This window comes from Streptomyces sp. NPDC004111 (genome assembly GCF_042874215.1).
In the GTDB taxonomy this organism is placed as follows: domain Bacteria; phylum Actinomycetota; class Actinomycetes; order Streptomycetales; family Streptomycetaceae; genus Streptomyces.
In genome coordinates this window covers 293,289-315,343 of sequence record NZ_JBIAMU010000007.1, presented here as the reverse complement: position 1 = coordinate 315,343, position 22,055 = coordinate 293,289, and the positions used below count along the sequence as shown (strand labels likewise).

Here is a 22,055-nt window from a genome sequence, read left to right as displayed (position 1 = left end):
GCGGAAACGTACTCCCGTGCGGATACGCGTGTACGTGCGGAACGCGTCCGCGCGCGAAGCGGCTCTCCGCCGCCAGGTGCCCCTCACCTCCCTCATCCCCCTCACGACCCCTGCGGCTGGCTCGCCGCGCCCGTGGACAGGCGTGGGCCCGTCGGCAGGAACGCCGACCAGGCCATCGGCACCGGCGCGGGCTCGACCGTCTTGTAGCCGAGGCGGTTCTGCGCCTGGGCGGCCTCCTGCTGGCGGACCTGCTGCTGCTCCTTGGTGCCGCTCCTGCCGATGCCGCCCTCCGGGTCGCCGGTCGCGCTGTCGCCGTTGGACTGCATCGCGTACCGCAGCCCGGTGTCGGTGACCAGGAAGACGAAGCCGGTGCTGGTCGTGGAGCCCTGGAACTGGCGGAAGAGCTGGCCCGAGCCCGGGGTGACGTACGCGCTGCTCGCGCCCGTCGGCAGCGGGGCCGGGAAGCCGGTGCCGGCCCAGGTGCTCAGCGTGGTGGCGCCGGTCGACTTGTTGACTCCGCGCAGCACGTTGCAGACGGTGTCGCGGGCGTCGTCGCCGGGGGCCGCGGTGCCGGGCGTCTGCTTCGCGGCCGAGGAGTTGACCGGCTTCGGGGCGGCCTGCGGCCACTTGCGGTCCGAGCCGAAGGGCGCGCCCGGTGCGAAGGCGCCGCCGCTGACCTCGGTCGGGCGGCCCGCCTGCCCGAGCCCGACCATGGGCCGGCTGTTGAGCAGGAGCTTGGCGGTGAAGTCCGAGACGGGGGCGACGCGGCCCTTGAGGACCACGTACTGCTGGCTGCGGGTGCCGTCGGTGGCGCGCAGCACCATGCCCACCTTGTTCTGCTCGGGGCTCAGGGCGCCCGGCGCGCCCGCCGGGGTGTTCGGTACGCCGTCCGCCGCGGAGAGGGTGGGGAAGCCGACCGGGTCGCCGCGGTGCAGGGTGGCCAGCCAGCCCGCCGAGACCCGTTGCGGGACCCGGCCCTGGCCGACGAGCTGGCGCAGCAGGAGTTCGTCACGGCCGACCGGGTACGCGGTTCCGGCCGCGTCCACCAGGTAGCGGGTGCGGGCCGGGCCGGGGCCCTCGACGTACAGCAGGTCGCCGCCGGTGAGCCGGGACGGGCCCTCGGTCCTGGCCGCCTCGCGCTCGGCGAACAGGAACACCGCCTTCTCGATGGCCCGGCCCCCCTCGCCCTGGCGTTCGCAGACCGCCCAGCGCTTGCTCGCGCCCGCTTCCTTCGGGTCGGGCAGCCGGTCGGGGCCGTACGGTATGCCGAGGGTCGCGCCGTGCGGGATCTTGCCGCTGTCCAGCACCGATTCGTCGACGTTGACGACCTTGCCCTTGTCGGGGTCGAGGAGAAGTCGTGCGGAGGACATGTTGAGCACGGGGTGGAGCTGTGTCTTGCCGCCGGTCTTCAACACCACATAGCGAGTGGTCGACTTGCTGGCAATGATGACGTTCTCACCCGGCTTGTCCCATTCCTTCGGGGCGACCGGCTTGAACATCCCCCAGGCGCCGAACCCCGCGAGGACCACCACACCGACGATCACACCCGGCAGGACGGCGCGCAACGGACGGGGCGCACCTTCTTCCGAACCGGTCGAACTGGGCTGGAGGAACTGTGCGATCAGTCTCCGCTTCGCAAATGTGTAGGCGTTGAGTTCGTCCCGACGTGATGCCATCTGTCCGCTGTTCCCTCTCCCCGCTCAAGGCGCGTTTCCCCCGGTCCGCACCGAGCCTCCCGCTGTGGTGCCGGGCCCCACTATGCCTGCCGGTCCCGGTAACTCGCTGCTCCGGTACTGTGATCGCCCGATCCAGTATCCCGGCGGGGACTACTGGCAGAGGCGGGACGGGGAGGCTGCGATGGCGACGACAACGCGCGGGCGCGAGGGGCGGAACGCACCGCAAACACCCGGAATCAGACGAACCACTTCCCGTCGGCAACGAAGCAATGAATCGAACGCGGCAGTACGGGGCGACACTTCGGCGGGCGACGTTGGCCCCCGCGCGGGAGCCGCCGGAGCTGCGGCGGCCGGCTCCGGGAGCACGACGGCCCCGGGAACACCGCCCGCGAAGACCGGACTGCGTCCGCTGTCCCGCACCGGCCGCACCCTCGCGCTGCCGCTGCGCCAGCTGGTGCTGCTGGAACTGGCCCTGGCGGCGGCCGGGCTGGGCTGGCTGGCCGGCGGCGCCTGGCTGATCGTCGGCCCGGTGGTGGCGGTCCTCCTGCTGCTGTTCGCCGTGGTACGCCGCCGGGGCCGCGCCGGACTCGACTGGCTGACCGCGGTGCTGGCCTTCCGGGCCCGCACCCGGCGCGCCGCCGCCTTCGGGGCCCCCGCCCCCGCACCGGGCGCGTCCCCCGAGTCCGCGCCGGACCCGGCGCTCGCCCCGGTCGCCGAGAACGTCCCCGGCTTCGGCCCGTACACCTACGTCGACCGGGACCGGCGCACCGTCGGCATGCTCGGCGACGGCACCTTCCTGACCGCGGTCGTCCGCGTCGAGGCGAGCGGGGAGGCGCTGCGGCCCGCCTCGGGCGCGCGGGCGCTGCCGCTGTCGCTGCTGGGCGACTGCCTGGAGGTGGACGACATCGTGCTGGAGTCGGCCCAGCTGGTCCAGCAGGTCCGGGCGGCTCCCGCCCCGCACCTGCCGGAGCAGTCGGCGGCCCGGCGCACGCACGCCGCCCTCCAGCTCCAGGCCGCGGCACCCGCGCTGCGGATGACCTGGATCGCGCTGAAGCTGGACCCCCGGGCCGCCCACGAGGCGGTCGAGGCGCGCGGCGGCGGTGTGGCGGGCGCGCAGCGCTGTCTGGTGCGGGTGGCCGACCACGTGGCGAGCCGGGTCACCGGTGCCGGGTTCCGGGCGGCCGTGCTGGACCAGGAGGAGCTCAACTCGGCCCTGGCGACCGCGACCTGCGCACGGACCGTGCACGCCCCCGACCCCGCGGGGCGCCCCCGCCGCAGCGCCGAGACGGCCCGCGTGTGGACCTGCGACGACCGCTGGCACACCACGTACGCGGTGGGCCGCTGGCCCGAGCTGGGGCGGGCCGCGACGCCGCTGCCCCGGGTGCTCTCGGCGCTGGCCGAGGTCCCCTCGTACGCCACGACGGTGAGCCTGACCGTGCGGCGCGGTCCGCACCGGGGGGCGACGGCGGTGGCTGGGCACGTCCGGGTGACCGGCGACACCGACACCCAACTGATCTCCGTACGCAAGGAGTTGGAACGCATGGCGGGCTCCGCGAAGGTCGCTCTGGTACGGCTCGACCGGGAACAGCTGCCGGGCGTGCTGGCGACGCTGCCGCTGGGCGGTGCGTCGCGATGAGGCGGACGGGTACGGCACGGCGGACGGGCGGGGCCGGGGTGCGGCTGCGGGACGTCATGCCGCGCGGGCTGCGCGGCCCCCGGCACCCCGGGCACACGGTGGACACGGCGGGGCTCGGCGCGCTCGCCCTGCCGGTCGGCGACGACGGCATCCTGCTCGGCGAGGACACCGGCGGCACCGCGCGCGTGCTGGGGCTGCACCGGCCCGCCCCGTACGAGGTGCTGCTGATCGGCGGTGTCTGGACGGCGCAGGTGCTGGCGCTGCGCACGGCGGGCACCGGTGCGCGGGTGCTGGTGGAGACCGGGCGCGCCCCGATGTGGGAGCAGCTCGCGCAGGCCGCCGGCAGCGGCGGCGGGCTCGACCCGATCGCCCTGCACGGGGTGGGCCGGGTGCCGCCGAGCGGCGCGGTCGGCGGTTCGCCGGTGCTGGTGGTGCGGGACTGCGGAATGCGTCCGCCGCGCGGCCGGGTGCTGGCGTCGCCGTGGCAGGCGGTGCTGACGCTGCTGCCGTACCTGAGCCCGGTGGCGCCCCGGCTGGTGCGGGAGGCCTCGCTCGTCGGGGTGCAGCGGGTGTCGCCGGACGAGGCCCGCCAGATCGGCCGGCTGCTGGGGCTGACACCGGAGGAGACGGCCGCGCTGCCGGGCCTCGGGGACGGGGTCACGCTGTGGGCGGCGGGCCACGAGCGGCACTGGGTGACCACCGCGCCCACCGACGTGGAGGGCGCGCTGCTGGGACCTGCCCGCCGGATGGACTGAGCCCCTGCACCACCTTGGCCCACTGCGTCCGCCCGCCGGTGACACTCCACCCGTACGGGGATCACGATCGTGGCGATGGCGCAACCCCCCGCCTGCCCATCGGGCACGATGGGCTTGGCAACGGCGTTCGCGAGAGCGACGGTTGGGTCGTACGGACAGCGAAGGGGACAGCCGGTATGGGAACTCAGCAGGAGAAGGACGCGCTCTACGCCCTCGACATCTCGGACGTGGAGTGGCTCGGCGCGCCGGGCACCGAGGACGCCGAGGAGCGGGTCGAGATCGCCCGGTTGCCGGAGGGCGCGGTCGCGATGCGGTCGTCCGCGGACCCGGGGACGGTGCTGAGGTACACCGAGGCGGAGTGGACGGCGTTCGTGCTGGGAGCGCGGGACGGCGAGTTCGACCTGACATAGCTTCGGTCGGGCGCAGCTGCGACCGGACATGGCTACGGGGCTACGGGCTTCGGGGCTACGGCCGGACGCGGACCCGGTGCGCCGGCCGCCGGTACGTGGCCGGCGGGTGGCCCCTACGGGGACGACGGGTGACCGGTGCGGGACAGGTTCGTGCGAGCGGTCGTCGGGGCGCGGGACGCCCGGACGGCCGCTCGGTCGTGCGGTGCGCGCGTACGTCCGCGGGGTGCGGCGGCACCGACCATGACGCTCGCCACAGGTGTCGACACCCGATTGTTGACTGGCGCGGGGTCCGGCGGACGAGCGGCTCTCTTTCCGTACGGAGATGTCGAGTTGTGACCGTTTTGACCGTCACACTGGGGTGCGGGGAAGTCACTTCTGGGCAACAAGTGGCGTCGGAGGCACGGTTCGGCGGTTGATCGGGCCTGCCGCAGGGGCAGTACTGACGACTAGGCTGACGCACGGGCGCGGCAGGCGGCGCCGGCGGACCTGCGAACGGGCAGGGAACCGGGCGGGCCGGCGGCCCCGGAGTCATACGCGGGCAGCGGCACGCAAGCGGTCGCGTGCAGGCGGTGACACGGCAGGACACGGGGAAGTGCCGAGCGGATCGGACGACGGAAGCGGTCACCCCACCCACTACGCACGGCACCAGGGTGCTCGACCACAGCAGGAGGCAATGTGAACAGCGAGCGGGACGAGATCCGCGAGGGCTGGAACGTGCCCGTAGACGAGACGCCCGACTCGGAGGCCGACCAGACGGGCGAGTTCACGATCGACTACACGCCGCCCGCTTGGTACACGCAGAACGCGAACCCCGCGGGCCCCCCTCCGGCCCAGGCACCGGCAGCCGCTCCGGGTACGGCACCGGGGGCGGTCGACGCCTCCGGTACGGGCGCAACCGCGAGTGCCGCGAGTGGTGAGCCGGAGGCGTTCGGGGGCGGCGACCTGGAGAGCGGGGCCACGATGCGGTTCTCGCCCGCGGCCCTCAAGCGCGAGTTCGCGAAGATGGCCGCCGAGGAAGAGGCCGCCGCCGGCACGAACACGGCGAAGGACGACAACCCGGGCGGCGACGGGTCCGGTACGGACCTGAATGCGGCGACCGGGGACGGGGACAAGGACAGGAACGCGGCGACCGCCGCCGGTCCGGACGCCTCCGCGGGTCCCGGCACCGCGGCCGGTGAAGCCGCTTCCACGGGCCACGGCTCCTCCGCCGGTCACGAATCCCAGACGGGTCACGACTCCTCGGCCGATCACGACTCCTTGACCGATCACGATTCCCTGACCGGCCACGACAGCTCCGCCGCTCACGACGCCGGGGCCGACGAGGCGCGCGACCCCGCGACTGCGGCCGGGAACTCCGCCGGTTTCGGTACGGAGCCGGAGGCCGCGGCGCCCGGTGCCGGGGAAGCGGCGGAGGGCGCACACGACTCCGCCGACGACTCCGAGGACCGGCCCGGCAACGCCTCCTCCGCCGAGGACCGCCCGCTGGGCCTGAACTGGGGCTCCGACGACCCGGACCGTCCCTCCGGCGAGACCCCGGACCTCACGGACCGGGCCGCCGAAGGCACCGCATCGGACGACCTGCCGTCCGGCGCGGACACCGCCGACGCCGCCGCCCCCTTCGCGGACCGTGCCGGGGACGCGTACGACGGCTTCTCGCCGGACTCGGACAAGACCCCGGCCACGGACCCGGACCCGGCCCCGTTCGCAAGCACTGCCCCCGACCCGGCACCGGCCGCGCACTCGGCCCAGGACGCGGCCTCGGACACGGGCTCGGGCTCGTACGCGGACGAGCCGAGCGACTCCGTCCCGGCCGCCTTCACCTCCGAGCCCGCCACTGCGGGTACGACACCGGACGTCTCCGCGCCGGACGGCTTCACCACCCCCGGCCCGACGGCCGACGCCGCCGCGAGCGCTTTCGCCGCTGACGAGGCCCCCGGGAACGACGGAGAACCGAAGGACCGCCCCTCCGACAACCCCGCGCCGGTCGGCTCGGAACCGAGCGACTCCGTACCGCCCGGCTACCTCGCGGACGCGGTGCCCACGGACGCACCGACGGCGGACGGCACCGCCGGGGACGGCTCCCCCGCCGACACCGCCGATGGCGGTGCCCCGGCCCCGTACGACGGGATCACCGACGCCGTTCCCGGGGACGCGCGGCCCCAGGCTCCGCAGGACTCGCCCCAGGACGCCGTCGCCGCGTCCGCTGCGAGTGACCCGCAGGACGCCCCGGCCGGTACGGCGGCGCCCGCCGCACCGTCCTGGACTCCGCCGGCGCCGCCGCAGGGCAGCCTGCCGCCGCTTCCCCCGTCCTTCCAGCCGGCGGCACCCGCCACGGCACCGCAGTGGCCCACCCCGACCGGCACGCCGTCGTCCTGGAACTCCCCGGCTCCGTCGAGCGAGACGTCCGGTCAGCAGGCGCAGGGCTCCCCCGGGTTCCCGCAGGGCCCGGAGCAGCCGGCCCCGGGCGGCCACGGCTTCCCGCCGCAGCAGAACTACCCCGCACCGCAGGGCAGTTACGAGGTCGCCCAGCCGCAGGCACCGGGCACCCCCGGCACACCACAGGCCGGCTACGGCTTCCCGCAGCCGACCAACACCCCGGCGCCGCAAGACGGTTACGGCTTCCCACAGCCCGCAGGCCAGCCCGCACCCCAGGCCGCCCACCCGGGCGCCCAGCCGCAGGCACCAGGCGCCCCCGGCGCACCACAGGCCGGCTACGGCTTCCCACAGCCGACCAACACCCCGGCACCCCAAGACGGTTACGGCTTCCCACAGCCCGCAGGCCAGCCCGCACCCCAGGCCGGCCACCCGGGCGCCCAGCCGCCCGCGCCGCAGGCGCCCTTCCCCGGTGCTCCGGGCGCGGGCTTCCCGCAGCCGCTCCCCGTACCGGGCGCACCGGCACCTGGCACCCCCGCACCCGGCGCACCGCAGAGCGGCTACGGATTCCCGCAGCCCGGCACCCCGGCACCGGAGGCGTCAGCGGCCCCCGCCGCACCGAGCACCCCGGGCAGTCCCGACGCTCCCGGCGCGCCCCAGGACGGCTACGGATTCCCCCGCCCCGACGGCACCCAGCCCGCGCCGCAGCCGGGCACCGGGCCCGCCGCCCCGCAGGCACCTTTCCCGGGCGCTCCCGCTCCGGGACCGCAGCCGGGCGGGTACGGATTCCCCCAGCCGCCCGCCGCGCCGCAGGCCACCTCGGCCGCACCCGCCGCACCCGCCGCACCCGAGAGCGTGCAGCAGCCGCAGCCCGGTGCGCCCGGCACCCCGGCCGCGCCTCAGCCGCCGTTCGGCGCGCAGGTCCCCGGCCAGCAGGCAGCGTCTCCGGCGCCGGGCGTCCCGCAGCCGAGCGGATACGGGTTCCCGCAGCCGCCCGCCGCGACGCAGGCCCCCTCGGCCGCCGGTCCCGGCGACGCGCAGCCCGGGTACGGCTTCCCGCAGCCCGCCGGGATCGCCAACCCGGCCGCTCCGCAGGGCAGTTCGGCGCCCGACGCCTCCGGCCCCGTACCGCAGGAGGCCGCGAACGCCGCTCCGGCACCGCAGGGTTACGGGTTCCCGCAGCCCGCCGCTCCGGGGCTGCCCGCACAGCAGGACCCGGCCCAGGCCGCACAGGCCGCCCAGGCCGCCCACCCCCAGCCGGGGCAGGCGCCGCACCAGGCCCCCGTACCGCAGCAGCAACAGCCGCACCCGCAGGGGCAGCAGCCCCCGCAGGCACAGCAGGCGCTGCCCGCCCAGCAGCCTCCGCAGGCCCAGCACCCCGAAGCCGCCGGGGCCGCTCCCGGTGCTCCGGTCGACCCCCGTACCGGGGCGGCCTGGCCGTCGCCCGTGGCGCACGACCAGCGGCAGGCCTCGCACGCGGGCGCTCCGCTGGGGTACACCGCCGCCGTCGAGCTGTCCTCCGAGCGCCTGCTGCGCAACAACAAGCAGAAGCCGAAGAGCAGCCGCAACGCCTCCGCCGGGTCCCGCTTCAAGTTCGGCGGGAAGAAGGAGGAGGCCGAGCGGATGCGCAAGCTCGAACTCATCCGCACCCCGGTGCTCTCCTGCTACCGCATCGCGGTGATCTCGCTGAAGGGCGGCGTCGGCAAGACGACGACCACCACCGCCCTCGGCGCGACCCTCGCCACCGAGCGCCAGGACAAGATTCTCGCCATCGACGCCAACCCGGACGCCGGCACGCTCGGCCGCCGGGTGCGGCGCGAGACCGGGGCAACCATCCGCGACCTCGTCCAGGCGATCCCGTACCTCAACTCCTACATGGACATCCGGCGGTTCACCTCACAGGCCCCCTCCGGCCTGGAGATCATCGCCAACGACGTCGACCCGGCCGTGTCCACGGCCTTCAACGACGAGGACTACCGGCGCGCGATCGACGTGCTCGGCAAGCAGTACCCGATCATCCTGACCGACTCGGGCACCGGTCTGCTCTACAGCGCCATGCGCGGGGTGCTGGACCTGGCCGACCAGTTGATCATCATCTCGACGCCGTCCGTGGACGGTGCGAGCAGTGCGTCGACGACGCTGGACTGGCTCTCCGCGCACGGGTACTCGGACCTGGTGCAGCGTTCGCTGACCGTGATCTCCGGGGTGCGCGAGACCGGCAAGATGGTCAAGGTCGACGACATCGTGCAGCACTTCGAGACGCGCTGCCGGGGCGTGGTGGTCGTACCGTTCGACGAGCACCTGTCGGCGGGTGCCGAGGTCGACCTCGACATGATGCGGCCCAAGACGCGCGACGCGTACTTCCACCTGTCGGCGCTGGTCGCCGAGGACTTCGTACGGGCGCAGCAGGCGCAGGGCCTGTGGACGGCGGACGGCAACCCGCCGCCGCACCTCGCCCCGCCGATGCCCGGCCACCAGGGCCACGGGCAGGTGCCGGGCCAGGTGCCGGGCCAGGCCCAGGTACCTGGCCAGTACCCGCAGCAGCCGTACGCTCCCCAGCACCAGGGGCAGCCGGAGCAGCCGGGCCAGCAGTGGCAGCCGCAGCCCGGACAGCCGCAGCCGGGCCAGTTCCAGCCGGGACAGCCGGGACAGCCCGGACAGCAGGGCTACCCCGGCCAGCCGCAGGCGCCCGAGCACGGTCAGCCGCAGCCGGGGCAGTACGCCCCCGGTCAGCAGCCCGTCGGCGGTGCCCCGCAGCCCTACCCGCACCAGCATCCGCACCCGCAGCAGCCCCAGTCCCCCGGCGGCTGGCAGCAGGCCCCCGCACCCCAAGGTCCGCACGCACCCCAGGGTCAGCCCGCACCCCAAGGCCCGCACGCACCACAGGGCCAGCCCGCACCTCAGGGCCAGCCCGCGCCTCAGGACCCGCACGCGTCCCAGGGCCAGCCCGCGCCCCACGCGCAGCCGCTGCCCCCGAGTGTCCCCGGGCAGCTTCCGCACGCGCAGCCCCAGCCCGCCGGTCAGCAGCCGATGCCGATGCCGCTGCCCGCGCAGCAGGGTCAGCCCGGCGGTCAGCCGGGGCAGCCGGAGGCAACCGGTCGGCCGGTCGTGCCGGGGCAGCCCGGCGAGCCGGGCGACGCGGCCCAGCAGCCGCCACAGGCTCCGCCAGCCCCTCAGCAGTAGGGCTTCAGCGGTATATACCAATGAGGGCCCGCACCACGGTCGCAGGAGGACCGGGTGCGGGCCTTCCGCTTGTCCGCCCCTACACCCGGACAGCCTCCCGCCGCGCGTCCGACGCGCCCCGAATCGCGCATTCCCGCAGGACACACGGCAGTTGACACGCCGTTGACACGTCCCGAAGACCGCTGGTAGACCTTCGCCACACCCCTCGGCCGACCCATGATCCAGCTGCTGTCCGGGCATGCATGGCAAACACGGACCAGCAGAAGCAAGCACAGGCAAGTACGAGCAAGTGACGCGCAAGTGACGACGCGAGGTCTTCGACCATGGACACACAGGGCACCACCACCCAGGCTCCGCCGTACGACCCACCACCCCGGCCCGCCCGCACCCGCCGCCTGCTGGCGACCGGCGCCGCCGCCTTCGCCCTGCTGGCCACCGCCGCCGCGCCCCTGAGCCCGGCCGCCGCCCGGGAGGCACGGACCCCCGCGAACCAGAGCCGACCCGAGGCCCAGGGACAGGCACAGGTGCAGGCGCCGGCCGCCCAGGCCAAGGCCGCCGACCAGAACCTCACCGTCGCCGTCTCGCAGAGCGTCGACTCGCTCAGCCCGTTCCTGGCCACCCGTCTCGTCAGTACGACGGTGATGCGGCTGGTGTACGACTTCCTGACGAACTACGACGTCAAGGACGCGCACACCGTTCCGGCGATGGCCACCGAGTGGAAGCCGTCGGACGACAAGCTGACCTGGACGTACAAGATCCGCAAGGATTCCCGGTGGACCGACGGCAAGCAGGTCACCGCCGAGGACGCCGCCTGGACCTTCAACAAGATGATGACGGACGAGAACGCCGCCACCGCCAACGGCAACTTCACCGCCAACTTCAAGAAGGTCACGGCCCCCGACGCCGAGACCCTGGTCGTCGAGCTGAAGAAGCCGCAGGCGACCATGACGGCGCTGGACGTGCCGATCGTGCCCAAGCACATCTGGGAGAAGGTCGGTGACTTCTCCAAGTTCAACAACGACAAGACCTTCCCGATCGTCGGCAACGGCCCGTACTACATCGCCGACTACAAGACCGACCAGTACGTGAAGCTGAAGGCCAACAAGCAGTACTGGCGCGGCGCTCCGCAGTTCGAGGAGCTGACGCTGAAGTACTACAAGGACAACGACGCGGCGGTCGCCGCCCTGCGCACCGGCGAGGTCGGTTTCGTGCAGGGCCTCACCCCGGCCCAGGCCGCCTCCCTGAAGTCCGAGCCCGACATCAAGGTCAACGACGCGCCGGGCCGCCGCTTCTTCGCCCTCGCCACCAACCCGGGCGCCCGCGACAGGACCGGCAAGAAGTTCGGCAACGGCAACCCCGCGCTGCTCGACCCCGCCGTGCGCAAGGCGCTGTTCCAGGCCGTGGACCGCAAGGCGATCGTCGACAAGGTCTACCAGGGGCACGCGGTGGAGGGACAGGGCTACATCCCGCCCAGGTTCGCCGAGTACCAGTGGAAGCCCACCGCCGAGCAGCAGATCGCCTACGACCCGGACCGCGCGTCCAAGACGCTCGACGACGCCGGCTACCGGAAGAACGCGGCGGGCAAGCGGGTCGGCAAGGACGGCAAGCCGCTCGACTTCCGCATCCTGTGCCACGCCACCGACCCCAACGACAAGGCGATCGGCAAGTACCTCCAGGAGTGGTGGGGCGCGCTCGGCATCGGCCTGAAGGTCGAGTGCCTGGACAACGTCAGCGACCCCTGGCTGGCCGGTGAGTACGACCTCGCCTTCGACGGCTACTCGGTCAACCCCGACCCGGACTACGTCCTGTCGATCCACACCTGCGCCGCCCTGCCCGCCACCCCCAAGGACAAGGGGCAGACCGACAACTTCATCTGCGACAAGCAGTTCGACGACCTCTACGCGCGGCAGACCGTCGAGTACGACAAGGCCAAGCGCGCCGACCTGGTGAAGCAGATGCAGTCCCGGCTGTACGACACCGGCTACATGAACGTCATGGTCTACCCGAACGCGGTGGAGGCCTACCGCACCGACCAGATCAAGTCGATCAAGACCATGCCGGAGGCGGCGGGCAACATCTGGGGCCAGGACGGCTACTGGAGCTGGTGGTCGGCGGTACCGGCGGCCAACGGGACCGAGGACGGTGACGGCGGCGTGAACCCGGCCGTCTGGATCATCTCCGGAATCGGAGTGCTGCTGGTCGCGGCCATCGCCTTCGTCGCCGTCCGGCGGCGCGGCGCGAGCGCCGAGGACCGCGAGTAGCAGCCACCGGCCCTCCGGGACGCCCCGCGCCTCCCGGCGTACCTCGTAGCCGCTGCGCCACTCGTACCTCCCGCGTACACAGTCCACCGCACGTACACGAAGGACCACAGAGGACCACAGGCACCCCATGAGCACCGCAAGCACCCCCGCCGTGCTGCGGGAGCCGGACGGCGGCCCGGTGAAATCCGGGCCGTCCTCCGGCCTCTCCCGCCGCTCGGGCCCCAGGCTGACCTATCTGCTGTACGTCGCGGGGAAGCTCGGCGGCGCCGCCGTCTCCCTCCTCGCCGTACTCGTCACCAGTTTCTTCTTGTTCCGGATCATCCCGGGCGACCCGGTCAGTGCGATGACGCACGGACGGCCGGTGTCCGCCGAACAACTGGCCCAGCTGCGCAGGCAGTTCGGGCTCGACCTGCCGGTGTGGCAGCAGTTCACCGAGTACTGCGGCAAAGCTCTCACCGGGGACCTGGGCGTCTCGTACCAGTTCCACGCCCCGGTCGGGGAGCTGATCGTGGAGAAGTTCCCCGCGACCCTGCTGCTCACCGGGGTCGCCGTGCTCCTGTACTCGCTGCTCGGCCTGTATCTGGGCACCCGTGCCGCGTGGCGGCACGGCGGGCTCGCGGACCGGCTCAACACGGGGGTGGCGCTGACCCTCTGGTCGATCCCGTCGTTCTGGCTCGGGCTGCTGCTGATCATCGTCTTCTCGGTGGGCATCGGTCCGATCCCGGGCCTGTTCCCCACCGGCGGCATGGAGTCGGGCAACACGACGGGCTTCGCGCACGTCCTCGACGTCGCGCACCACATGGTGCTGCCCGTCGTCACGCTGGTCGCGGTCGGCTACGCGCAGACCCTGCTGGTGATGCGCTCCTCGCTGCTCGACGAGATGGGCAGCGACTACCTGACGACCGCACGGGCCAAGGGACTTCAGGACGCGCTGGTGCGGCGCAGGCACGCGGTGCCGAACGCGCTGCTGCCGACCGTCACCATGATCTTCATCAACCTGGGCCATGTGGCGGCCGGTTCGATCCTGGTCGAGACGGTCTTCTCCTGGCCGGGCCTCGGCGGCCTCTTCTACCAGGCGCTCAGCGTGCCCGACCTGCCGCTGGTGCAGGGCCTTTTCGTGGTGTTCGCGGGGGCGATGATCCTGATGAACCTCCTTGCCGACCTGCTGTATCCGCTGCTCGACCCCCGGGTGGGCCGATGACGACCGAATCCGCGTCCGTACCTCCGCAGAACCCGGCACCGGGCGACGGCCGGGGCAGCACGAAGGGGCAGGGGCCGAAGGCCGCCGCTCCGGCCACCGCACGGTCACTGGCCAGGGCGCGGCGCCGCGCGTCCGCCGCCCGCTTCTGGCGGCAGTTCCGCGCCCAGCGGGCGGGCCTGGCCGGGCTCGCGACGCTCGTCCTGATCGCGCTGCTCGCCCTGGCGGCCCCGCTGCTGGTCGGCGACGACGTGCAGAACGTCACCGACGCCCCCGGCAAGGCGCTGGAGTCGCCGAGCACCGAGTTCCCGCTGGGCACCGACCAGTTCGGCCGGGACCTGCTGGGGCTGCTGCTCTGGGGCACCCGCGTCTCGCTCGCCGTCGGGCTGATGGCGGCGGCCCTCTCGGTGGCCATCGGCACTCTCGTCGGCATCCTGGCCGGACACTTCGGGGGCTGGTTCGCGACGGTCGCGATGCGGATCACCGACTGGTTCCTGGTGATGCCCGCGCTGGTGCTGGCCATCGTGCTCGCCACGGTGATGGCGCACAGCATCTGGACGGTGGTGCTCGCCATCGGCATCACCTCCTGGCCGACGACGGCACGTCTGGTGCGGGCGCAGACCCTGGCCGTCGAGTCGCGTCCGTACATCGAGCGGGCACAGGCGCTGGGCGGCGGGCACGCGCACATCATGTCCCGGCACGTGCTGCCCAACGTGATGCCGCTGGTGCTCGCCCAGACCACGCTGCTCATCTCCAGCGCCATCCTCACGGAGGCCACACTGGCCTTCCTCGGCCTCGGCGACCCGACCGTCGTCTCGTGGGGCGGCATGCTCCAGGACGCCCGGCAGGCGGGCGCGGTCTCCTCGGGCCACTGGTGGTACCTGGCGCCGCCCGGCATCGCCATCGCCGTGGTCGCACTGGCCTTCACGCTCTGCGGCCGGGCCATCGAGACCGTACTCAACCCGAAGCTGGGGGTGGCCCGTTGAGCCCCGCACCGAACCCCGCGCCGAACCCGGCACCCCACCCCGCACCCGTCCCCGGGCCGGACACCGCCCCCGGCGGCCCCGCGCCCGCGCCCGGCACCTCCGCGCCGCCGCTGCTCGAACTGCGGAACCTGTGCGTCACCTACGGCGAGGACACCCACGCCGTCCGGGGCGTGGACCTCACCCTGGCGGCCGGCCAGAAGCTCGGCGTGGCGGGCGAGTCCGGCTGCGGCAAGTCCACCCTCGCCCTGGCACTGCTCAGGCTGCTGCCCGCGTCCGCGCGCATCTCGGGCGAGATCCTGCTCGACGGCGAGGACGTGCTCACCATGAAGTGGGGCCGGCTGCGGGCGGTCCGCTGGGCGGGCGCCTCGGTCGTCTTCCAGGGCGCGATGCACTCCCTCAACGCGGTGCACCGCATCGGCGACCAGATCGCCGAACCGATCCTGGTGCACCGGCAGGCGGGCCCGGCGGCGGCCCGCAAACGCGCCGCGGCCCTCCTGGAACAGGTCGGCCTGCCCGCCGCCCGCGCCGACGCCTACCCGCACGAGCTGTCCGGCGGGCAGCGCCAGCGCGTCATGATCGCCATGGCGCTGGCCTGCGACCCGCACCTGATCATCGCCGACGAACCGACCACGGCACTGGACGTCATGATCCAGGCCCAGATCCTGCGCCTGATCGAGCAGTTGGTCGCGGACAAGAACATCTCGCTCCTCATGATCAGCCACGACCTGGCGGTGCTGGCCGACACCTGCGACCGGCTCGCGGTGATGTACGCGGGGCGGGTGGTGGAGGAGGGGCCGGCCCAGGAGGTCTACCTGCGGGCGCGGCACCCGTACGGCAAGGCGCTGTCGGCGGCCTTCCCGCGCATCGGGGACCCCGCGTCGCGCCGGGCACCCGGCGGACTGCCGGGCGACCCGCCGGACCCGACGGCGCTGCCGGAGGGCTGTACGTTCCATCCGCGGTGCCCGGTGGCGCTGGACGTGTGCCGTACGGAGGACCAGGTGCTGCGGGAAGCGGGCCCGGCACACCGCGCGGCCTGCGTCCACGTGCCGGCGACCGCACCGCAGGGCCGACCCCGCCCGCCGTCCTGACCCGACCGCCGCGCGGGGCCCTCCCCCACCCCGCCCCTTGCCGACATGGCGGGCGAGCCCTCCCCGGCCGAGTGCGAACCCGCGGGCAGCAGGTGCCCGCCCGCGCGGTTCCCCGCGCCCCTGAAGGGGCGCGGGGAGGGGCACGGCCCGCCGCGGGCGCGGCACACCCGCACGGCACCCGGGGTGCGGCACCACACCCCCGGCAGCACCACACCCACCCCAGGAAGGCCCCATGCAGACCCCCACGACCACCCCGCCCCTCCTCTCCGCCGACGCGGTCCACGTCACCTTCCCCGGCCGCCACGGCGCCCCGCCCGCCCGCGCCGTGGACGGCGTCGACCTCGCCCTCGCCCCCGGCGAGATCGTCGCGCTCGTGGGCGAGTCGGGCTGCGGGAAGACCACCCTGGCCCGGACCCTCCTCGGCCTGGTCCGCCCCACCTCCGGCGAGGTGTCCTTCGCCGGCACGCCCCTCGACCACCGCGCGCAGGCCCTCAAGGCGTACCGCAAGCGCGTGCAGCTCGTCCTCCAGGACCCGAGCGGCTCCCTCAACCCCCGGCACACGGTGTACGACGCCGTCGCGGAGGGCCTGCGCATCCACGGCCACACCGGCGACGAACGCGCGGCCGTCGCGAACGCCCTCTCCCGGGCCGGTCTGCGCCCGCCGGAGCGGTTCTTCCTGCGCTACCCGCACGAGCTGTCCGGCGGCCAGCGCCAGCGCGTCGTCATCGCGGGCGCCCTGGTCCTCGGCCCGGAACTCATCGTGGCCGACGAACCGGTCGCCTCGCTTGACGCCTCCGTACGGGGGGAGATCCTCGCCCTGCTCCTCGGGCTCCGCGACGACCTGGGCCTGTCCGCCCTGGTCGTCACGCACGACCTCGGCCTCGCCTGGAACATCGCGGACCGGGTCGCGGTGATGTACCTCGGCCGCATCGTGGAGTCCGGGCCGGTCGAGCAGGTCCTGACCGCACCTCAGCACCCGTACACGCAGGCGCTGTTGTCGGTGCTGCCGGAGGCGGAGCGCGAACCGGTGGTCCTCACCGGTGAGCCGCCGGACCCCTCCCGCATCCCGTCGGGCTGCCGGTTCCACGCCCGCTGCCAGGTCCTCGCCTCGGGGAGGGCGGCGCAGGCGGGTGTCGCGGACCGGTGCCGTACGGAGGAGCTGCCGGTGCTCCCGGCCCACGGCGACGGCCCCCAGGTGGCCTGCCACTGGGCGACGGCGACGGGCGGAGCGGAGGCCGGACCCCGGCCCACGACCGGCCCCGGCCCTGAACCCGGCCCCGGCCCCGACCCCGAGGAATGACACCGGGGCCCGGTGCGCATCCATCGCACCGGGCCCCGGAAAAGCCCGTCGGGGCGAGCGGACGGCCCGTCAGCGGCGGGACACCGTCAGGCGTCACCGCCCCGCACCCGGCCGCCCCCAACCGTCACCGTCCCAGGCGTCGCCGGCTCAGGCGTCGCCGTCCTTCTTGTCACCGGTGAGGGAATCCTTGATCCCCTCCAGCTTGCCCTTGACCTTGTCGCCCAGTTCCTCGGCCTTCGCCTTGAGCTGGTCGGTCTGACCCTCGGCCTCCATCCGGTCGTTGCCGGTGGCCTTGCCGCCCATTTCCTTGGCCTTGCCCTTGAGCTTGTCGAACGTGCTCTCGCCGTCAGTCATGGATTCCGCCTTTCGAAGGGGTACACAGCGGGACATGTCCGCATTTACGTTGCCGTAGATGCGACTACCCCGCATGTGGAGGAATCCCCTCCGCATGGGCGAAAAGAGTGAATCACCACATTTTCAGGTGTGGCCGAGCGCTCAGCCCGCGTCCGCGTCCGCCACCAGGGCCCGCGAGCGCTTCACATCGTCGGCCATCGCTTCCAGCAGCGCCTCGATGGACTCGAACTTCGCCATCCCGCGCACGTACGCCAGGAAGTCCACGGCCACGTGCAGCCCGTACAGGTCGAGTCCCACCCGGTCGATGGCGTACGCCTCGACGGTCCGCTTCTTCCCCTCGAACTGCGGGTTGGTGCCCACCGAGATCGCCGCCGGCATCCGCTCCCCGTCGGCGGTCAGCCAGCCCGCGTACACGCCGTCGGCCGGAATGGCGGTGTGTGGCAGGGTCTCCACGTTGGCGGTAGGGTAGCCCAGCTCACGGCCGCGCTGCTCGCCCCGTACGACCACGCCCTCGACCCGGTGCGGGCGGCCGAGGATCTCCGCGGCGCCCGCCACGTCGCCCTCGGCGACCAGACGCCGGGTCAGCGTGGAGGAGAAGGGGTCGCCGCCGCCGGCCGTACCGCTGACGAACAGGTCGATGACCTCGACGTCGTAGTCGTACGTCGGTCCCAGCTCGGCCAGGAACTGCACGTTGCCGGCGGCCCGGTGGCCGAAGCGGAAGTTCGGACCCTCCACGACCAGCCGCGCGTGCAACTTGTCGACCAGCACCTTCACCACGAAATCGGCGGGCGACAGCTTCGAGAACTCGCTGGTGAACGGCAGGATCAGCACCGCGTCCACGCCGAGTTCCGCCATCAGCTCCGCGCGCCGGTGGTGCGGGGCGAGCAGCGGCGGGTGGCTGCCCGGCCGCACGACCTCGCTGGGGTGCGGGTCGAAGGTCACCACGACGGACTGGACGCCCAGTTCGCGGGCGCGCTCCACGGTGCGCCCGATGATCAGCTGGTGCCCGCGGTGCACGCCGTCGTAGGAGCCGATGGTGACGACGCTGCGTCCCCAGTCCTGGGGGATGTCCTCCAAGCCGCGCCAGCGCTGCACTGTGACCGCTCCTTGTACGTCTCTTGAACGTGATGTTGGCTGCCCCACGGGTTCACCCGAACCCCGAAGCCTGCTCTACGCAGGTCTAAGACTGCCATGCCCACGCCCGGTGCCCCGCATCGGTGCCCCCGTCCCGTGGGTGCGGCACCGCGGCCTCGGCCAGCGTCTGCACCATCCGGCGGGAACTGGGGCCGACGACCGCCGCCCAGTCCTCGGGCGCGGTGGCCAGCCAGCCGGCCAGCTGGGCGCCGAACCGCGGCACCTCACGGGCCAGCGCGACCAGCCGCCGGTCGAAGCAGGCCGCCCCCTCCGGGGTCCTGACCAGCAGCTTCCCGGCCCGCCGCACCAGTTCCCTGGTCCGCTCCGGGTGCCGCTCCGCCGCCCCGTGCGCGGCGGAGCGCAGCACCGCGGCCAGCACGGGGAACTCGTAGTCCCGGGCATGCTCCTCGTGCGGGAACTCCTCGTACTGCAGGAGTACGTCGAGCAGCTCGGCCCGCAGCGGCCCCGACCGCGGTGTCCCGGGCGCGGCGAGCACCGGCGCCAGCGCCTCGCGCACCTGCCGGGGGCCGCTCCGCAGCATCCCGCTGACCAGCGGGAAGAGCACGTCGCGGACGCCCGGTCCGCTCTCCAGGCGCTCCTCGACGAAGGAGGCGGCGAGGACCGCGCCCTCGGGGCGGCGGGCCACGTACTCGGCGACCAGGGCCGCCGCCCGGCGGGCGAGCGCGGGGGTGTCCACGGCGGCCAGCGCCCGCAGCACCTCCCTGGTCCGCTCCTCGCCCGGGAGCGGACCGTCGGCGCCGGGGCCGCCCGCGCCGGGGCCCGGCGTGCGGGGGCCCGGGGTGCAGCCGTCGGCGTACAGCCCGCCGCGCAGGGCGGCCAGCACCGGGTCGGGGTGCGTGGCCAGGGCCGCCGCCAGTGCCCGCGCGGGCACCCGGGGCTCCCCGACGGTGAACGCGGCCACCGCCCTCGGCAGGAACCGCGACCGCGACACCGGGTCGCGCACCAGCAGCGCCAGGGCGGCCCCGTGCAGGCTGAGGTCCCCGGGCCTGCCCAGCAGCGCGGTGCAGCCCGACCGGAGCAGTTCGCGGTCCGCGCCGAGCACCGCGTGCGGATCGACGACGGACGCGTAGGAGGCGGCGGCCACCCGGCGCTCCGCCCGCTCGTCGTGCGCCCACCGGCCGACGGCCCGGCACATCGCGGACGGCTCGTCGGCGCACAGCACCCGCAGCAGTTCGTCGGCGCGCGGGTGGGCGGCCTCCACCAGGGTCTCCGCGAGGTCGTCGACGGCGGGCCCGCGATGGGTGTGCAGCAGTGCCTGGGCCACCTCGGCGACGGTCACCCCGGCCCCGCCGGGCAGTTCCCGTCCGTCCCCGAACCAGTCGCACAGCAGCAGCTGCGTCCGCCGTACGTCGGCCACCAGCAGCCGGGCGACGGAGTCCAGATAGCGGTCGTCCGGTGCGGCGGTGGGGGTCCGCGGCGCGCCGTCGGCGAGCACCAGGATCCGCAGCAGGTCGAGCCGCTCGGCCCCGTCCAGTTCCAGCCGCTCCCAGAACCAGGGCCCGAACGAGCCGAGCCCGCCGAGCCCGCGCGGTCCGCCCTCGCGCAACGAGCGGGCGGTGACGGCCTCGGCCAGCTCCCGCAGGACGTCGCCGTAGGCGCCCACGTCACGCACCCGCAGCAGGGTCCCAAAGAGCAGCCGCGACCCCCACCACTGGGCGTCCGCGCTGTCCGTCGTCTCCAGGGTGGCGATCAACTCCCGCAGTCGCAGGGCGAGTTCCGTGACGCCGTGGTGCCTCTCCAGGAGCAGCATGGCCTCGATCACGGGGCCGATCCGGTGCCGGGGCACGGGCACCTCGCGGGTTCCCGGCCGGTGCACCAGGTCCTCCGTGGCCTCCGCGAGGTCGAGGTGGGCTCCCTGCACCCAGTCGGCCAGTTCCTCGTGGGCGAACCGGTAGCCGCCGCCCGCGGGCACGATCAGCCCTTCGGTGAGCACGGCCGACGCCCAGCCGGTGCGCCAGGGGAAGATCTCCTCGAAGGCCCGGCGCGCCAGCTCGCCCTGGCCGGGGCCCAGGCACCGGCGGGCGGCCTCGTGCACCCGCCCGGAGGTCTCCGCCGCCAGCCGCCGTACCGCTCTGCCGCGCACGGCGGGCCGCCGGGCGGCGGCCACCCGGACCGCGATGCGCAGGCACAGCAGGGCGAGGTGGGCCTCGAAGACCTCCTCCCGGTCGGGGCGGGCGGGCGCGGCGGGTCCGTCCGGCAGGGCCGCCCGTACCTCGGCGAGCAGCCGCAGGGTGAGCGGGTGGCGGCCGTCGGCGGGGCCGAGCGCGTCGTGGCCGATCCCGTACCGCTCCCGGGCGACGGCGGCCTCCGGCTCGTCGAGGTCGCCCACCAGGACGGCGGGCGGCAGCCGCGGCGCGGGCACGGGGTGCAGTGCGTGCCGGGGGTAGAGGGCCCCGGCCTGCTCCCAGTGCTCGGGGCGGCAGGCCACCACCAGCCGGGCGGCGTGCGTGCGCAGCCAGTCGGCGGTGCCGGCCGTCCACTCGGCCAGCCGGTGCGCCAGGACCGGCGGCATCTCCTCGGGCGCGTCGAGCAGTACGAGCAGGGGCCGTCCGGCGTCCCCGGCCAGCCGGGCGACCCGTTCGGGGGTGGCGACGGTCATGTCCCCGGGTGTTCCCGAGGCGGCCACGACGCGGCCGGCCCGTGCGAGGGTGCGGGCCAGCGCGTCGGCGACGGAGGTGTCCTCGTCCCGCAGGTCGGCGCCGCGCAGCCACACGGTGGGCCCGGGTACGGGGCCGTGGGTGCGCCGGGCGGCCAGTGCCCGCAGTTCGGTGGTGCGTCCGGTGCCGGGTGCGCCCACCAGGCCGAGCACCTGGGCCGGGCCGGTGGTGAAGGCGTCGAACTCCCGGCTCAGGCAGTGCCGTTCGACCGGTTCTGGCCACTGCGCGGGCCCGCCCTCGGAGCCGACGGAGGTGGCGGTCAGCTGGAGGGCGCCGGCCAGGTTGAGGTCGGCGCCGTAGGCGGGGACGGTCGCCGCGTTGCGCCGCAGCAGTGTGCCGAGCGGGCCGTCGTGCGCGCCGCCGGGGCCCAGGGGCACGGCCAGTCCGGCGGCCCGGGGCTGCTGCGGGGCCTGGTCCGCCGGGACGGTGCCGGGGATCTGGGGCAGCAGGGAGGTGCCGATGACCGCGAGCACCGCGCCCGTCGCCGCGTCCAGCACCGGTCCCCCGGCCGCCTCCCCGCCGAGCCGCAGCGCGTCGCTCCCGGCCGTTCCCATGGCCAGTTCCATCGCGGAGTCCAGCAGGTGGAAGCGGTCGGTGGCGGTGTAGGTCACGGGTGCGGTGCCGAGCACCCGGGCCTCGCGCCAGCCGCCCGCGACCAGCCGTACGTACGTTCCGGCGGCCACCTTGGCCCGTGCGGTGACCGGCAGCGGGCGCACCCCGAGGTCCTCGGTGCGGACGAGGGCGAGGCCGTGTTCGGGGAGCGGGGTGATGGCGTCGGCCTCGGCGAGGCAGGTGCGGTCGCCGGGGGCGTGCAGCACCAGCCGGGTCAGCCCGTCGACGACCTCGTGGCCGGTGACGACGGTGCCGAGTTCGTCGGCGACGAAGCCGGTGCCGCGCAGCCGTCCGGCCAGGTCGCAGATCCGTACCAGCACGGCCGCCGGGACCGGCCGGGCCGCGTCGTGCGCCGTCATCAAGGAACACCCCCTGGCCACGACCGTAGGCAGAGGATGATCAGTGCGAGAA

At 74.4% G+C, this 22,055-nt stretch carries 13 protein-coding genes and 1 pseudogene; 10 read left to right on the top strand and 4 right to left on the bottom strand.

All coding sequences use genetic code 11. The features are described from left to right. Positions 1-101: 101 nt before the first annotated feature. Positions 102-1,676: a type VII secretion protein EccB gene (eccB, locus tag ACFYVL_RS16905; RefSeq protein ID WP_389245314.1), complete on the bottom strand. Its 1,575-nt coding sequence runs from the start codon at positions 1,674-1,676 to the stop codon at positions 102-104. A gap of 181 nt (positions 1,677-1,857) precedes the next feature. Here eccB and eccE point away from each other — a divergent pair, with 181 nt between their 5' ends. The 10 genes and pseudogenes from eccE (at position 1,858) to ACFYVL_RS16855 (ending at position 16,866) form a co-directional block, all read left to right on the top strand. Then, positions 1,858-3,312 carry a type VII secretion protein EccE gene (gene eccE, locus ACFYVL_RS16900; protein ID WP_389245312.1) on the top strand — a complete coding sequence of 485 codons (1,455 nt, stop codon included), beginning with the start codon at positions 1,858-1,860 and terminating at the stop codon, positions 3,310-3,312. Positions 3,313-3,368: 56 nt separating this feature from the next. Further along, positions 3,369-4,067: a hypothetical protein gene (locus tag ACFYVL_RS16895; RefSeq protein WP_389245409.1), complete on the top strand. Its 699-nt coding sequence runs from the start codon at positions 3,369-3,371 to the stop codon at positions 4,065-4,067. A gap of 176 nt (positions 4,068-4,243) precedes the next feature. Further along, positions 4,244-4,477, top strand: coding sequence for a DUF397 domain-containing protein (locus tag ACFYVL_RS16890; protein ID WP_389245310.1), 234 nt, complete (start codon positions 4,244-4,246; stop codon positions 4,475-4,477). A 675-nt stretch (positions 4,478-5,152) separates the two neighbouring features. Then, positions 5,153-5,275: pseudogene (locus tag ACFYVL_RS16885) on the top strand (SCO5717 family growth-regulating ATPase); the annotation flags it as partial. 1,236 nt (positions 5,276-6,511) lie between these two features. Continuing rightward, positions 6,512-10,033: an AAA family ATPase gene (locus ACFYVL_RS16880; RefSeq protein ID WP_389245408.1), complete on the top strand. Its 3,522-nt coding sequence runs from the start codon at positions 6,512-6,514 to the stop codon at positions 10,031-10,033. A 323-nt stretch (positions 10,034-10,356) separates the two neighbouring features. Further along, a complete protein-coding gene (locus ACFYVL_RS16875) occupies positions 10,357-12,294 on the top strand; it encodes an ABC transporter substrate-binding protein (protein ID WP_389245308.1) in 1,938 nt (645 codons plus the stop codon). A gap of 127 nt (positions 12,295-12,421) precedes the next feature. After that, positions 12,422-13,495 carry an ABC transporter permease gene (locus ACFYVL_RS16870; protein WP_389245306.1) on the top strand — a complete coding sequence of 358 codons (1,074 nt, stop codon included), beginning with the start codon at positions 12,422-12,424 and terminating at the stop codon, positions 13,493-13,495. Further along, positions 13,492-14,478, top strand: coding sequence for an ABC transporter permease (locus tag ACFYVL_RS16865; RefSeq protein WP_389245304.1), 987 nt, complete (start codon positions 13,492-13,494; stop codon positions 14,476-14,478). The genes ACFYVL_RS16870 and ACFYVL_RS16865 overlap by 4 nt, the downstream gene beginning before the upstream one ends. Further along, entirely contained in the window at positions 14,475-15,566 is a 1,092-nt protein-coding gene (locus tag ACFYVL_RS16860; RefSeq protein WP_389245302.1) for an ABC transporter ATP-binding protein, read from the top strand. The genes ACFYVL_RS16865 and ACFYVL_RS16860 overlap by 4 nt, the downstream gene beginning before the upstream one ends. Before the next feature lie 232 nt (positions 15,567-15,798). Then, a complete protein-coding gene (locus ACFYVL_RS16855; protein WP_389245300.1) occupies positions 15,799-16,866 on the top strand; it encodes an oligopeptide/dipeptide ABC transporter ATP-binding protein in 1,068 nt (355 codons plus the stop codon). 147 nt (positions 16,867-17,013) lie between these two features. On the opposite strand, the gene ACFYVL_RS16850 is transcribed toward ACFYVL_RS16855, so the two are convergent. From ACFYVL_RS16850 to ACFYVL_RS16840, 3 genes are all read right to left on the bottom strand, one after another. After that, positions 17,014-17,220 (bottom strand): CsbD family protein, encoded by a 207-nt coding sequence (locus ACFYVL_RS16850; protein ID WP_389245298.1) that lies wholly within the window; start codon positions 17,218-17,220, stop codon positions 17,014-17,016. A 141-nt stretch (positions 17,221-17,361) separates the two neighbouring features. Beyond that, the gene (locus ACFYVL_RS16845) at positions 17,362-18,315 is read right to left on the bottom strand and encodes a bifunctional riboflavin kinase/FAD synthetase (RefSeq protein WP_389245296.1); all 954 of its coding nucleotides are present in this window, start codon (positions 18,313-18,315) and stop codon (positions 17,362-17,364) included. A gap of 85 nt (positions 18,316-18,400) precedes the next feature. After that, a complete protein-coding gene (locus ACFYVL_RS16840) occupies positions 18,401-22,003 on the bottom strand; it encodes a trypsin-like peptidase domain-containing protein (protein ID WP_389245294.1) in 3,603 nt (1,200 codons plus the stop codon). Between the last annotated feature and the right edge of the window lie 52 nt (positions 22,004-22,055).

Coding starts and splice junctions, on each gene's coding strand:
- eccB (WP_389245314.1), bottom strand. CDS start 1,676: ATGGCATCACGTCGGGACGAACTCAACGCCTACACATTTGCGAAGCGG.
- ACFYVL_RS16855 (WP_389245300.1), top strand. CDS start 15,799: ATGCAGACCCCCACGACCACCCCGCCCCTCCTCTCCGCCGACGCGGTC.
- ACFYVL_RS16895 (WP_389245409.1), top strand. CDS start 3,369: ATGCCGCGCGGGCTGCGCGGCCCCCGGCACCCCGGGCACACGGTGGAC.
- eccE (WP_389245312.1), top strand. CDS start 1,858: ATGGCGACGACAACGCGCGGGCGCGAGGGGCGGAACGCACCGCAAACA.
- ACFYVL_RS16850 (WP_389245298.1), bottom strand. CDS start 17,220: ATGACTGACGGCGAGAGCACGTTCGACAAGCTCAAGGGCAAGGCCAAG.
- ACFYVL_RS16840 (WP_389245294.1), bottom strand. CDS start 22,003: ATGACGGCGCACGACGCGGCCCGGCCGGTCCCGGCGGCCGTGCTGGTA.
- ACFYVL_RS16865 (WP_389245304.1), top strand. CDS start 13,492: ATGACGACCGAATCCGCGTCCGTACCTCCGCAGAACCCGGCACCGGGC.
- ACFYVL_RS16875 (WP_389245308.1), top strand. CDS start 10,357: ATGGACACACAGGGCACCACCACCCAGGCTCCGCCGTACGACCCACCA.
- ACFYVL_RS16870 (WP_389245306.1), top strand. CDS start 12,422: ATGAGCACCGCAAGCACCCCCGCCGTGCTGCGGGAGCCGGACGGCGGC.
- ACFYVL_RS16890 (WP_389245310.1), top strand. CDS start 4,244: ATGGGAACTCAGCAGGAGAAGGACGCGCTCTACGCCCTCGACATCTCG.